The following is a 12,879-nucleotide window of genomic DNA, read 5'->3' as shown; positions in this document are numbered from 1 at the left end:
ACCATCGCCACGTAACTCCGGCACCGGCAGCGCTTCGGCTGCTGCCGATCAAGCTGAGAGGGACGAACACCCATGAAGAATTCGCTGAAGGCCGCCGCCGCGGCGCTGTCGCTTGCGCTCGTATCGTCGGCCGCACTGGCCGATCATCATGAAAAGACCGTGATGGTCGGTGGCGCGGCGATGTATCCGTCGAAGACGATCGTCGACAATGCGGTGAACTCCAAGGATCATACCACGCTGGTCGCCGCCGTGCAGGCCGCGGGCCTCGTCGACACGCTGAAGGGCCCCGGCCCGTTCACCGTCTTCGCGCCGACCAACGCCGCCTTTGCCAAGCTGCCCGCTGGCACCGTGGAGTCGCTGGTGAAGCCGGAGAACAAGGGCACGCTGACCACGGTCCTGACCTATCACGTCGTGCCCGGGCGGCTGACCGCCAAGGATATCGCCGCCAAGATCAAGGCCGGCGGCGGCAAGGCGACGCTCACCACCGTGCAGGGCGAGCCGCTGACCGCGGCGATGATGGGCAGCACGATCATGCTGACCGACGCCAAGGGCGGCATGAGTCATGTGACCCAGGGCGACGTGCTGCAATCCAACGGCGTGATCCACGTCGTCGACACGGTGCTGATGCCGTAAATCCTCTCCTCCTGTTGGGGAGAGCCTTTGGCTGCGACTCGCAGCCTGGAGGGGGCGGGTACCAGGGGGTCCCGTCCCCTCTTCTATTTAAGAGTGGCTACGGCATCGGCCGGATGATCGGTGAAGATGCCGTCGACACCCGCCCGCGCAAACAGGCGGACTTCGTCGCCTGCACGGCCTTTTGCGCGCGGATCGGAGCCATCGCGCAGTTCGGCGGGCAGAAAGAAATTTTCCGACCGCAGGGTCCAGACGATGACCTTCAGGCCCGCAGCGTGCGCATCCGCGACGAGGCTCGTGGCGGGCAGCGAGCGTCCCTCGCCGTCGCGCGGAACGACCAGCGCCTTGGCGGCACCGAGCGCGTCCGCATAGCTCGCGACCTGCTTGAGTCCGGCGGGCGTGATCATCGTCGCATAGCTTTGGGCGCCGCCATCGACCGGCGCGCCCTTGTCGTCGACGAGCTGCACCAGCTTCAGCTTCGTCATCCGGCGCAGCGCCTTGAGGTTGCCCACCTCGAAGCTCTCGATCCAGACCGGATCGTCCGCTTTGCTCCAGCCATGACGTGCGAAACTGTCGATCAGCTTTCGCTCGATGGGCAGGCCGATCGACGCGAAATAGCTCGAATGCTTCACCTCGGCGACGACACCCTTGCCGCGCGCCTTGGCGAGGGCGATCAGCTCGTCCAGCGTCGCGATCGGCTCGTCGGCATAGGCGGTGTTGGCCGCGCGCAACTGCGGCAGTCGCTCCCTGGCCCGCAGGGTCTTCAGCTCGGCGAGGGTGAAATCCTCGGTAAACCAGCCGGTGACGGCTTGGCCCTCGATCGTCTTGGTCGTGCGGCGCCCCGCGAATTCGGGGTGATCGGCGACGTCGGTGGTGCCGCTGATCTCATTCTCATGCCGGGCAACCAGCTCGCCGTCCTTCGTCGGGACGATGTCAGGCTCGATGAAGTCGGCGCCCTGGTCCAGGGCCAGCGCATAGGCCGCGAGCGTGTGCTCCGGCCGCTCTCCGGATGCGCCGCGGTGACCGATAATGAAGGGCGTGCTCATGGCGAGCAGCATAGCAAAGAGGCTGAACATCGCACGCACCGCAAAAGTTGAGCGCCGCGCATTAGGCGACTAACACCCCCGCGATGCAAGCCAGCGACCTTCGCATCGCGCTGTTCAGCGGCAACTATAATTATGTACGCGACGGCGCCAATCAGGCGCTCAATCGCCTGGTCGGCTATCTGCTGCGCCAAGGTGCGGCGGTGCGCGTCTATGCGCCGGTGATCGACAATCCGGCCTTCCCCGCGACCGGCGACCTGATCGGCGCGCCATCCTTCGCCTTTCCCGGCCGTCCGGAATATCGCTTCTCGACGGGCCTGCCGCGCCGGCTGAAGCGCGACCTCGACACGTTCGCGCCGAACATATTCCATTTGTCCGCGCCCGACGTGCTCGGCCATCGTGCATTATCCTTCTCGCGCCGCCGCAACCTGCCGGCGGTGGCATCGGTGCACACGCGCTTCGAGACCTATCCGCGCTATTACGGCCTCGCTTTCCTCGAGCCGGTGATCGAGGCGATCCTGCGCCGCTTCTATCGCCGCTGCGACGCCATCGTGGCGCCGTCCGACTCGATGGCCCAGCTGCTCCGCGAACAGCGGATGAGCTATGACGTCGGCATCTGGACCCGCGGCGTCGACCGCGAGATCTTCGCACCCGAGAAGCGCGACCTGGCTTGGCGCCGCGGCCTCGGCATCGCCGACGATCAAGTAGCGATCGGCTTTCTCGGCCGGCTGGTGATGGAGAAGGGCCTCGACGTCTTTTCCGACACGATCGACTGCCTAACCGCCAAGGGCGTGCCGCACCGCGTGCTCGTGATCGGCGACGGGCCCGCGCGCGACTGGTTCGAGCGGCGGTTGCCCAACGCGGTGTTCGTTGGCCAGCAGAGCGGCGGCGACCTCGGCCGCGCGCTCGCCAGCACCGACATGCTGTTCAACCCATCGGTGACGGAGACGTTCGGCAATGTGACGCTGGAGGCCATGGCCTGCGCACTGCCGGTGGTCGCCGCGATTGCGACCGGTAGCCAGAGCCTGGTCAAGGACGGCGTGACCGGTCGCCTCGTCCGCCCCGGCTGGATCGAAGGCTTTGCCGATGCGCTAGCGCATTACTGCACCGACCACGCTGCCCGCCGCGCCGCCGGCGAAGCGGGCGAGCGCACCGCGCAGCGCTTCGGCTGGGACCAGGTCAACCAGAGCCTGGTCGACACCTATCTCCGCATCCTGCGCCAGCGCGCCGCCGGCGGCACCGTCCCGCGGTTGGGGCCGGTCCCTTAGAAACAAGTGCTCTCGCTAAGAGCGCTAAGAACGCCAAGAGTTGGCTCGTGCGCTTCGCAAATTAGCACCTTCTTCGCGGCCTTGGCGTTCTTAGCGAGAACGACCCTTCTCTAGAGGTGACGAGAGCGGGTTAAGGCGCTAATCGGCGCACCCTTATGGCCGACGCTCCTACCCCGCCCGATTACCGCGACACCGTCTTCCTGCCCAAGACCGACTTTCCCATGAAGGCCGGGCTGCCGCAGAAGGAGCCGGCCATTCTGGCGCGCTGGCAGGAGATCGGTCTCTATCAGCGGCTGCGCGAGGCGCGTGCCGGACGCGAGAAGTTCATCCTCCATGATGGCCCGCCTTATGCCAATGGCGACATGCATATCGGCCATGCGCTGAACCATATCCTGAAGGACATGGTCTGCCGCACCCAGTCGCTGCTGGGGAAGGACGCGCCATACGTGCCCGGCTGGGACTGCCACGGCCTGCCGATCGAGTGGAAGGTCGAGGAACAGTATCGCGCCAAGAAGCGCAACAAGGACGAGGTGCCTGCGGCCGAGTTCCGCGCCGAATGCCGCGCCTATGCCCAGCATTGGGTCGACACCCAGCGCGAGCAGTTGAAGCGGCTCGGCATCCTGGGCGACTGGGACCGGCCTTACCTGACGATGGACTTCGAAGCCGAGGCGACCATCGTCCGCGAGCTGCTGAAGTTCGCGGAGTCAGGCCAGCTCTACCGCGGGGCCAAGCCGGTCATGTGGTCCCCGGTCGAAAAGACCGCGCTCGCCGAAGCCGAGGTCGAATATGAGGACATCACGTCCACCCAGATCGACGTGGCGTTCGAGATCGTCGAGAGCCCGATCCCGGAACTGGTCGGCGCACATGCGGTGATCTGGACGACGACGCCGTGGACGATCCCGGTCAACCAGGCGATCGCGTACGGGCCGGAGGTGGAATATCTTCTCTTCGAGGCCTGCACGCAGGAGCGCTATCACGACAAGCTAAGCGGTTTCAGGACGTTCTTCCTGGTCGCAGCCAACTTGTTGAAGGACTTCCTTGCCCGTGTTCCAATGGCATCCGTCGAGCCGCCCAAGCGAACGCTGAAGGGCTCCGAACTGGCCGGCACGATTGCCCGCCACCCGATGCACCATCTAGGGGGCTTCTTCGCCAAGCCGCGGCCGTTCCTCCCCGGCGATTTCGTCACGACCGATCAGGGCACGGGCCTTGTCCATATGGCGCCGGATCATGGCGAGGACGATTTCGAGCTGTGCAAGGCGAATGGGCTCGAACCCGTGTTCGCGGTGACCGGCGAAGGCAAATATCGCGAGGATTGGGGCTGGCTGGGCGGCCAGGGCTCCGTGATCAACCCCAAGTTCAATGCGCCCGACGGGCCGATCTGTTCGGACCTGCGTGAAGCCAGTGCGCTGCTGGCCGCGAGCGCGGACTATCGCCACAGCTATCCGCATTCGTGGCGCTCCAAAGCCAAGGTCATCTTCCGGGCCACCCCGCAATGGTTCATTCCGATGGACCAAGCGCGCTTCTCGACTTCGCTCGAAGCGAACGGAGGGGATGGAAGCGCCCCACAAACCCCGTTTGTTTCGAGCGAAGTCGAGAAACGTGGCACCCTCCGCGCCAAAGCCCTCGCCGCGATCGAAGCCACCCGGTTCGTCCCGGAAAAGGGCCGCAACCGCATCCGCTCGATGGTCGAAGGCCGCCCGGATTGGGTGATCAGCCGCCAGCGCGCCTGGGGGGTGCCGATCACGCTCTTCGTCGATCGCAAGACGGGCCAGTATCTGAACGACCCGCAGGTCAACGCCCGCATCGTCGCCGCCGTTCGCGCGAAGGGTGTGGACGGCTGGTTCGACACGCCCGCCGCCGAACTGCTGGGGCCGGACCGCAACGCCGACGACTATGGGCGCGTCACCGACATTCTCGACGTGTGGTTCGACAGCGGCTCGACCCACGCCTTCGTGCTGGAGAGCGGCCGCTGGCCGGAGCTGCGCTGGCCCGCCGACCTGTACCTCGAAGGATCGGACCAGCATCGCGGCTGGTTCCAGTCGTCGCTGCTGGAGTCGTGCGGCACGCGCGGACGGGCGCCTTACGACGCGGTGCTGACGCACGGCTTCACCATGGCGTCCGACGGGCGGAAAATGTCCAAGTCGCTCGGCAACACGGTCGATCCGCTGAAGCTGATGACCGAATATGGCGCCGACATCCTGCGGCTATGGGCGCTGTCGGTCGACTTCACCGAGGATCACCGCATCGGCAAGGAGATCCTCGCCGGCACCGCCGATGCCTATCGCAAGCTCAGGAACACCTTCCGCTACCTGCTCGGCGCGCTCGAGGGCTTCGACGAGGCAGAACGGGTGCCCGCGTCCGAGATGCCGGAGCTGGAGCGGTATGTCCTGCACCTGCTCGCCGAGCTGGACGCGCAGCTGAAGCAGGCAGTCGGTGACTATGACTTCAACAGCTATGTCCGGCTGCTGAGCGACTTTGCGAATAACGACCTGTCCGCCTTCTTCTTCGATATCCGCAAGGACTCGCTCTATTGCGACGCGCCGGACGCGCCGAAGCGGCGGGCGTATCGCACCGTGCTCGACACGCTGTTCCACGCGCTGGTGCGCTGGCTGGCGCCGGTGTTGACCTTCACCAGCGAGGAGGCATGGACCACGCGCTCGCCGGATGCGGGTTCGGTGCACCTGCTGACCTGGCCCGAGGTGGACGCCGGCTGGCGTGACGAGGCGCTGGCGGCGCGCTGGGCGGAGTTGCGGGCGTTGCGCGGGCACGTGACGGAAGCGATCGAGCCCTATCGTCGCGACAAGCTGATCCGCTCCAGCCTCGAAGCGGAGGTGACGCTACCGGGCAGTGCCGGCCCGGAACTTGAGGAGCTGTTCATCGTGGCGAAGGTGTCGCCGGGCGATGAGATCGCCGTGACACGCACCGAGCGACTGAAATGCGGCCGCTGCTGGCGGCATCTGCCGGAAGTGGTCGAGGATGGCGCGCTGTGCGGGCGGTGCACGGAGGTGGTTGGTGGGTAAGATTGCCTCTCTCCGCACCGCATGTTCCCCTGCGAAAGCAGGGGTCCAGTTGCACCAAGTACCTGCCGAGATGACTCCTGGCCCCCTGCGTTCGCAGGGGAACTGCAGATGAATGCCACCCGCCGCTTCGGCCTGCTGATCGCGCTGGCCGTCTTCCTGCTCGACCAGGCGATCAAATATCTCGTCACCGGTCCTCTTGCGCTCGATCAGGTCGGGCAGATCGTGCTGCTGCCGATCTTTAACCTGACCTGGGTGCAGAATTACGGCGTGTCGATGGGCTTTTTGACCGCCGACAGCGAGACGACGCGCTGGGCGCTGGTCGCGCTCACGGCGGCGATCGGCACCGGCGTGCTGGTCTGGCTGTGGCGCGAGCACAACCGTCATGACGTCATCGCGCTCGGCCTGGTGCTGGGCGGGGCGGCCGGCAATATCCTCGATCGCGTGCGGTTCGGCTATGTCGTCGATTTTCTCGACCTGCACATCGGTGAGTTCCGGCCCTTTTTGGTCTTCAATGTCGCCGATGCTGCCATTACCATCGGCGTCCTGATCCTGCTCCTGCGTGCCCTGTTCGCGCGTCAGAAGAGCGAACCCGCGGAGAATGTGAATGCGTAATGTCGTTGTGCTGGGCCTGGCGGCCCTGACGCTCGCGGGATGCGGCGGCGGCGGGTTGAACCGCGCGCGGCCGGACGAGTTCGCCGTCGCCCGGCGCGCGCCTTTGGTGGTGCCGCCCGACTTCGCGCTGCGCCCGCCGAGCCCCGGCACGCCGCGCCCGCAGGAAGCGGACAGCTCGACCCAGGCGCTGCAGGCGATGTTCGGCGGCCCCGCGCCGCGCAGCGTGCCGGAAGCAGCGGCGCTGAGCCGCGCCGGCGCCGACCGCACACCCGCCGGGATTCGCTCCGAAGTCGGCTCGCCCGAGACCAACGCCGTCGACAAGGGTTCCGTCACCCGCGACATCATCGCCGCGCCGGAAGGCGACGGGCAGGATGCGCGCGCGAGTGCGGGGGGTGCGCCTGCTCCGACGCCTTCTCCAAGCCCGACGCCGCAACCCTGACCCGTTCGCCTCGAGCGCAGTCGAGAAGCGTATCTCGACTGCGCTCGATACGAAGGTTGTCGTGGATCAGGCCTGCAGTTCGACGTCCCAATAGAGCCAGTCCCGCCAGGTCTCGTGCAGGTAATTGGGCGGGAAGGCGCGGCCGTGATCCTGGAGCTGCCAGCTGGTCGGGCGATAGGGCTGCTCGAACAGGGCCATATGCGCTTCGGCGGGCGTGCGGCCACCCTTTTTCAGGTTGCACGGCGCGCAGGCGGTGGAGACATTCTCCCACGTCGTACGGCCGCCATAAGCGCGCGGGATGACGTGATCGAAGGTGAGGTCGCGTCCGGTGCCGCAATATTGGCAGCTGAAGCGGTCGCGCAGGAAGAGATTGAAGCGGGTGAAGGCGGGGTAGGCGGAAGGTTTCACATATTGCTTGAGCGCGATGACGCTCGGCAGCTTCATCGCGCTGGTGGGACTTCGCACTTCCTTTTCATAGGATTCGACAATGTCGACCCGATCGAGAAACACCGCCTTGATCGCCGTCTGCCACGGCCAGAGGCTCAAGGGATAATAGCTGAGCGGCGTGTAATCGGCGTTCAGCACAAGCGCCGGGCAGCTGTCCGGATGTCGGATCAGATCGGGATGGTACAAACGCCTCTCCCCACTTGACTGCCGCAGGCACTGCCCGCTGATGATTACGCGGAAATGACATTCCGCAATAACGCCCGTCAACCCGATCCACGATCTTGTCCATAGGCTTATCCACAACGCGGTTCGCACCCAGCCCGACCGGGCGCCTGCATCTCGGCCACGCGCTGAGCGCGGTGCTGGCGCACGACTTTGCGGGCGACCGCGGCGGCGCGTTCCTGCTGCGGATCGAGGATATCGATCCCGGCCGGTCGCGTGAGGAGCATGTCGCGGGGATGGTCGAGGACCTGCATTGGCTGGGGCTGAGCTGGGATGGTCCCGTGGTGCGCCAGTCAGATCGGCTGCCGCTCTACGCCGCCGCGCTCGACCGGCTGAAGGCGGAGGGCCTCGTCTATCCCTGCTTCTGCACGCGCGCCGACATCGCGCGCAGCGTGTCCGCGCCGCATGGACCGGAGGGGCCGCTCTATCCCGGCACGTGCCGCGGGTTGAGTGAGGCCGATCCGTCGCGCCCGCATGCCTGGCGGCTGGACGTGACACAGGCTGCGGCGCGGGTCGGGAGGCTCATTTGGTCGGATCATGGTCAGGAGATCGAGGCGCAGCCGGATCTGCTCGGCGATGTGGTGCTCGCCCGCAAGGACGCGCCGACCAGCTATCATCTGGCGGTCACGGTCGACGATGCCGCGCAGGGCATTACCGACGTGGTGCGCGGGCGCGACCTGTTCCTCTCCACCCACATCCACCGGCTGCTCCAGGCGCTGCTGGACCTGCCGACGCCCGCCTACCATCACCACAAGCTGCTGATCGGACCGGACGGCGAGCGGCTCGCCAAGCGCCATGGCGCCCTCAGCCTCGCCGATCTGCGCGATCAAGGCATTGATCCGCAAGCCATAGTCGAGCCGATCCGCGCCGGCGCGGCGCCGCTTGGATTCCGCCTGTCAGACGCCTAGATTAGCACCATGAGCATCTTCCTCACCCTCCTCCTGGTCGCGGCGATGATCGCGACCGTGACCATGCTCGTGCGCGGCATCGTCACCTTCCTGAAAACGACGGAGGCGGACCTGAAATCGGGCAATGGCGGCCCGAGCGCGTCGGGGCTCAAACAGAACAAGATGATGATGGGCCGCATCTTCTTCCAGGCGATCGCCGTGCTGATCGCCGCCCTGCTGATGCTGCTGTCGCGCTGATCCCTCCTTCGAGACGCTGTTTCGCCAGGCTCAACAGCTCCTCAGGATCAGCGGATTTGCTCTTTCGCTCGTCCTGAGGAGGGACTGAGCTTGGCGAAGGCCTGTCTCGAAGGATATCGATAAGGCATGGTCAAGCTCAACAAGATCTACACCCGCACCGGCGATGACGGCACGACCGGCCTGGTCGACGGTTCGCGGGTAGCGAAGTCCAGCGCCCGCATGGCGCTGATCGGCGATGTCGACGAGGCGAACTCCGCCATCGGCGTCGCCATTGCCGCGCTCGGGTCCGACCCCATCGTGCCGGACCTCTCCCGTATCCAGAACGACCTGTTCGATCTCGGCGCCGATTTCGCCACGCCCGGGGAGGAGTTCGATCCCGACGAGATGACGCTCCGCATCGTGCCCGCTCAGGTCGAGCGACTGGAGCGGGAGATCGACGCGATGAACGAGGGGCTGGAGCCGCTCCGGTCGTTCATCCTGCCCGCGGGGACGGCCGCGGTGTCGGCGCTGCATCTCGCCCGCGCGGTGGTGCGGCGGGCGGAGCGCAGTGCGGTTGCAGCCGCCGGTGGCATGCCGCTCAACCCGCAGGCGCTCGCCTATCTGAATCGCCTGTCCGACCATCTCTTCGTCGCCGCGCGGCTGGTCGCCAGCCGCTCCGGGGGCGACGTACTGTGGGTGCCGGGCGCCAGCCGCTGATTGTGTCACGACAAGGACGCCTGGCTGTCCTATGTTAAGGCTGTGACGTCCACCGCGCACCTCCAACGCGACACGCCGGAGCTTTTCGAGCGGGTCCGCGCGCTCACACTCGACCTCGCCGAGCCCCTCTCCGACGCCGATGCCACCGTGCAGTCGATGGACGACGCTTCGCCGGCAAAATGGCATCTCGCGCACACGACCTGGTTCTTCGAAACCTTCGTGTTGCGCGATGTGCCTGATTATCGCGTGTTCGACGATCGCTACGCCTACCTCTTCAACAGCTATTACGAGGCGGAGGGCCCCCGCCACGCCCGTCCGCGGCGGGGCATGCTGACGCGGCCGTCGCTGGACGAGGTGCGCGCCTATCGGGCGCATGTCGATGCGGCGGTTGGCGAAGCGTGGCCGTACCTCGGGGACGCCGCGCGCGCGCTGGTGGAGCTTGGCTGTCATCACGAGCAGCAGCACCAGGAATTGCTCCTCACCGACGTCCTGCACCTGTTCGCCCAGAACCCGCTCAAACCGGCTGTCTGGACACGCTCGACGCTCAGGCTCACCCCAACTCCGTTCGCTTCGAGCGCAGTCGAGAAGCGTATCTCGACTGCGCTCGATACGAACGGTGCACAGTGGGGCGAGTTCGAAGGCGGCGTTGTCGAGGTGGGTCACGCCGCCCCCCGCTTCTCATTCGACTGCGAGGGACCGCGCCATTCCGTGCTGCTGCAACCGTACGCACTCGCGACGAGGCTGGTCAGCAACGCGGATTGGTCGGCCTTCATCGCCGACGGCGGCTATCGCGATCCGCGCTGGTGGCTGTCCGACGGCTGGGCCTGGGTGCAGCGCGACGGGATTGAAGCGCCGCTCTATTGGATTGGAGAAGGCAAAGGCTTCGGCCTGGACGGAATGCAGCCGCTCGATCCGGACGCACCCGTCACGCACCTGAGCTTCTTCGAGGCGGACGCCTATGCGAGCTGGGCCGGCGCGCGGCTGCCGACCGAAGCGGAGTGGGAGCATGCGGCGGCAGGCCTCGATGCGAATCAGGGCCAGTTCCTCGATACTGCCGGTGCGGTTCGCCCGTCTGATCACGGCATGTTCGGTTCAGTCTGGGAATGGACCGGCAGCGCCTATCGACCCTATCCCGGCTTCAGGCCTGCGGCGGGTGCCGTCGGCGAATATAATGGCAAGTTCATGAGCGGGCAGTTCGTGCTGAAGGGCGGCAGCTGCGCCACGCCGCGTGGTCATGTCCGCGCATCCTACCGCAATTTCTTCTACCCCCATCAGCGCTGGCAGTTCACCGGCCTGAGACTGGCGAGGGACCTGTGAACGCGGAAGCGCCGCAGCGGGTCGATCCCGCCTTCCGCGACGATGTCCTCGCCGGCTTTCGCCTGCGCCCGCGCGCGATCCCGGCCCGCTGGTTCTACGACCGCACCGGCTCCGAGCTGTTCGAGCGGATCACCGCGCTGCCCGAATATTATCCCACGCGCGTCGAGACCGCGCTACTCGCCCGCCACGCCGCCGACGTCGCCAGGATCGTGGGTCCGGGCCGCGCCGTGGTCGAGTTCGGCTCGGGCTCATCGACCAAGACGCCGCACGTGCTGGAGGCGGTGCAGCCCGCCGCCTATGTGCCGATCGACATCTCCGGCGACTTCCTGCGGGAATCGGCCGCCGCGCTCGCCTCCGATTTCCCGAAGCTGTCGATCCTACCGGTCGAGGCGGATTTCATGCACCCGATCGTGCCCCCGCCGGAAATCGCGGCGCTGCCCAAGCTCGGCTTCTTCCCCGGCTCGACGATCGGCAACATGGTTGCGCGCACGGCGGTCAACCTCCTCCGCGCGATGGTCGAGACGCTGGGGCTCGGATCGATGCTGCTGATCGGCATGGACCGGGTGAAGGATGTGGACGTGCTCACCCGCGCCTATGACGATGCGGAGGGTGTGACCGCCGCGTTCAATCTCAACCTGCTGCACCGCATCAACCGGGAGCTGGCCGGGGACATTCCCGTCGGCGCCTTTCGCCACCGCGCCATCTGGAACGACAATTATGCGCGGATCGAGATGCATCTGGAGGCGACCCGGGACGTGTCCTTCACCATCGAGGGCGAGCCCTTCTCGATGGCAGCCGGCGAGACGATCCACACCGAGAACAGCCACAAATATGGCCCCCGCGATGCCCGCCTGCTGCTCCGTGCCGGCGCCTGGACGCCGATCGCGGAATGGACGGATGCGGACGACCAATTCGCCCTGATCCTCGCCGAAGCCCAGCCGCCGGGGACCGCGCCCTGATCACAGTCGTCATCCCGTCCAGAACGGGTTTCAGGATTGTTTCGGGACAAGGCTCGTGACAAGCGCCGCGGGTCGGAAAGCTTGTCCTGAAACAAGTTCAGGATGACGGAGATAGAGAATGAACGCAGTGGGAGTAATTGGCGCGGGGCAGATGGGCGCGGGCATCGCGCAGGTCTCCGCTCAGGCGGGATACAAGGTATTCCTCGCCGACATCTCCCGCGAGGTGGCCGAGAAGGGCAAGGCCGGCATCGCCAAACAGCTCGACCGGCTGGTTGCGAAGGAGAAGCTGACGCCTGAAGCGCGCGACGCGGCCATCGCCCTGATCGAACCTGTCGCCGACTATGCGCCGATGTCCGAAGCCGGCCTGATCGTCGAGGCGGCGACGGAGCGGGAAGAGGTGAAGCGCGCCATCTTCGCCAAGGCCGGCGAAGTGCTCAGGTCCGACGCGGTGCTGGCCACCAACACCTCATCCATTTCGATCACCCGGCTCGGCCAGGCCGCCCCCGATCCGGCGCGCTTCATCGGCATCCACTTCTTCAACCCCGTGCCGCTGATGGCCCTCGTGGAGCTGATCCCGGGCCTGGCCACCGCCGAGCCGACCATCGCCACCGCGCGCGCCTTTGCGGAGCGCATCGGCAAGACCGTCGTCGTCGCGCAGGATCGGCCGGGCTTCGTCGTCAACCGCATCCTGCTGCCGCTGCTCAACGAGGCGTTCTTCGTGCTGGGCGACGGCACCGGTTCGGTGGTGGATATCGATCAGGGCGTGAAGCTGGGCCTGGGCCATCCGATGGGCCCGCTTACCCTGGCCGACCTGATAGGCCTCGACACGCTGCTGGAAATCCTGCGCGTGTTCCAGGAGGATACCGGCGACCCCAAATACCGGCCCGCGCCACTGCTGCTCAAATATGTCGAGGCCGGCTGGCTGGGCCGGAAGACAGGTCGGGGCTTCTACGACTATTCCGGCCCGGAGCCGGTGCCGACGCGGTAAGAGAGAGCTGTTCTCCTGCGAAAGCAGGAGCCCAGGGGTGGACCCCTGCTTTCGCAGGGGAACAAGGATTGACCTTCCCCAGCCCCCTTGCAA

Annotated in this window: 13 protein-coding genes; 11 read left to right on the top strand and 2 right to left on the bottom strand. The window is 66.3% G+C overall.

All coding sequences use genetic code 11. The features are described 5' to 3' along the window. The first annotated feature begins 162 nt into the window (after positions 1-162). Complete coding sequence (locus tag HJG53_RS10645; RefSeq protein ID WP_254447712.1) at positions 163-633, top strand: fasciclin domain-containing protein; 471 nt, start codon at positions 163-165, stop codon at positions 631-633. Between the two features lie 83 nt (positions 634-716). Here the strand turns inward: HJG53_RS10645 and HJG53_RS10640 are convergent, their stop codons facing one another. Further along, positions 717-1,676: a glycerophosphodiester phosphodiesterase gene (locus HJG53_RS10640; RefSeq protein WP_254447680.1), complete on the bottom strand. Its 960-nt coding sequence runs from the start codon at positions 1,674-1,676 to the stop codon at positions 717-719. Positions 1,677-1,759: 83 nt separating this feature from the next. On the opposite strand from HJG53_RS10640, the gene HJG53_RS10635 reads away from it, so the two are divergent. The 4 genes from HJG53_RS10635 to HJG53_RS10620 all read left to right on the top strand — a co-directional run bounded on the left by HJG53_RS10635 (position 1,760) and on the right by HJG53_RS10620 (position 7,012). Beyond that, the gene (locus HJG53_RS10635) at positions 1,760-2,941 is read left to right on the top strand and encodes a glycosyltransferase family 1 protein (protein ID WP_171130317.1); all 1,182 of its coding nucleotides are present in this window, start codon (positions 1,760-1,762) and stop codon (positions 2,939-2,941) included. Between the two features lie 155 nt (positions 2,942-3,096). Next, the gene (gene ileS, locus HJG53_RS10630; protein ID WP_171130314.1) at positions 3,097-5,961 is read left to right on the top strand and encodes an isoleucine--tRNA ligase; all 2,865 of its coding nucleotides are present in this window, start codon (positions 3,097-3,099) and stop codon (positions 5,959-5,961) included. 108 nt (positions 5,962-6,069) lie between these two features. Next, a complete protein-coding gene (lspA, locus tag HJG53_RS10625) occupies positions 6,070-6,573 on the top strand; it encodes a signal peptidase II (RefSeq protein WP_171130313.1) in 504 nt (167 codons plus the stop codon). Continuing rightward, positions 6,566-7,012, top strand: coding sequence for a DUF3035 domain-containing protein (locus HJG53_RS10620; RefSeq protein WP_171130311.1), 447 nt, complete (start codon positions 6,566-6,568; stop codon positions 7,010-7,012). The genes lspA and HJG53_RS10620 overlap by 8 nt, the downstream gene beginning before the upstream one ends. 66 nt (positions 7,013-7,078) lie before the next feature. On the opposite strand, the gene HJG53_RS10615 is transcribed toward HJG53_RS10620, so the two are convergent. Beyond that, positions 7,079-7,645 carry an HNH endonuclease gene (locus HJG53_RS10615; protein ID WP_171130310.1) on the bottom strand — a complete coding sequence of 189 codons (567 nt, stop codon included), beginning with the start codon at positions 7,643-7,645 and terminating at the stop codon, positions 7,079-7,081. A 95-nt stretch (positions 7,646-7,740) separates the two neighbouring features. Here HJG53_RS10615 and gluQRS point away from each other — a divergent pair, with 95 nt between their 5' ends. From gluQRS to HJG53_RS10590, 6 genes are all read left to right on the top strand, one after another. After that, entirely contained in the window at positions 7,741-8,589 is an 849-nt protein-coding gene (gene gluQRS, locus HJG53_RS10610) for a tRNA glutamyl-Q(34) synthetase GluQRS (protein ID WP_217352756.1), read from the top strand. 9 nt (positions 8,590-8,598) lie between these two features. Continuing rightward, entirely contained in the window at positions 8,599-8,826 is a 228-nt protein-coding gene (locus HJG53_RS10605) for a twin transmembrane helix small protein (protein ID WP_171130308.1), read from the top strand. A 126-nt stretch (positions 8,827-8,952) separates the two neighbouring features. After that, positions 8,953-9,522, top strand: a complete 570-nt coding sequence (locus HJG53_RS18280; protein ID WP_174842751.1) for a cob(I)yrinic acid a,c-diamide adenosyltransferase — start codon at positions 8,953-8,955, stop codon at positions 9,520-9,522. A 42-nt stretch (positions 9,523-9,564) separates the two neighbouring features. Beyond that, on the top strand, positions 9,565-10,839 hold the full coding sequence (gene egtB, locus HJG53_RS10600; protein WP_174842750.1) for an ergothioneine biosynthesis protein EgtB: 1,275 nt from the start codon (positions 9,565-9,567) through the stop codon (positions 10,837-10,839). Next, positions 10,836-11,798 carry an L-histidine N(alpha)-methyltransferase gene (egtD, locus tag HJG53_RS10595; protein WP_171130306.1) on the top strand — a complete coding sequence of 321 codons (963 nt, stop codon included), beginning with the start codon at positions 10,836-10,838 and terminating at the stop codon, positions 11,796-11,798. Before egtB ends, egtD begins: the two co-directional genes overlap by 4 nt. Before the next feature lie 118 nt (positions 11,799-11,916). Continuing rightward, positions 11,917-12,786 (top strand): 3-hydroxyacyl-CoA dehydrogenase NAD-binding domain-containing protein, encoded by an 870-nt coding sequence (locus HJG53_RS10590; RefSeq protein ID WP_171130304.1) that lies wholly within the window; start codon positions 11,917-11,919, stop codon positions 12,784-12,786. Positions 12,787-12,879: the final 93 nt, after the last annotated feature.

Origin of the sequence: Sphingomonas sp. ID1715 (assembly GCF_013044515.1) — a bacterium.
GTDB lineage: Bacteria > Pseudomonadota > Alphaproteobacteria > Sphingomonadales > Sphingomonadaceae > Sphingomonas_B.
The sequence above is the reverse complement of the archived record's forward strand: the minus strand, read 5'-3'. Positions and strand labels throughout refer to the sequence as shown.

Coding starts and splice junctions, on each gene's coding strand:
- HJG53_RS18280 (WP_174842751.1), top strand. CDS start 8,953: ATGGTCAAGCTCAACAAGATCTACACCCGCACCGGCGATGACGGCACG.
- HJG53_RS10605 (WP_171130308.1), top strand. CDS start 8,599: ATGAGCATCTTCCTCACCCTCCTCCTGGTCGCGGCGATGATCGCGACC.
- lspA (WP_171130313.1), top strand. CDS start 6,070: ATGAATGCCACCCGCCGCTTCGGCCTGCTGATCGCGCTGGCCGTCTTC.
- HJG53_RS10640 (WP_254447680.1), bottom strand. CDS start 1,676: ATGAGCACGCCCTTCATTATCGGTCACCGCGGCGCATCCGGAGAGCGG.
- ileS (WP_171130314.1), top strand. CDS start 3,097: ATGGCCGACGCTCCTACCCCGCCCGATTACCGCGACACCGTCTTCCTG.
- HJG53_RS10620 (WP_171130311.1), top strand. CDS start 6,566: ATGCGTAATGTCGTTGTGCTGGGCCTGGCGGCCCTGACGCTCGCGGGA.
- HJG53_RS10645 (WP_254447712.1), top strand. CDS start 163: ATGGTCGGTGGCGCGGCGATGTATCCGTCGAAGACGATCGTCGACAAT.
- HJG53_RS10635 (WP_171130317.1), top strand. CDS start 1,760: ATGCAAGCCAGCGACCTTCGCATCGCGCTGTTCAGCGGCAACTATAAT.
- HJG53_RS10590 (WP_171130304.1), top strand. CDS start 11,917: ATGAACGCAGTGGGAGTAATTGGCGCGGGGCAGATGGGCGCGGGCATC.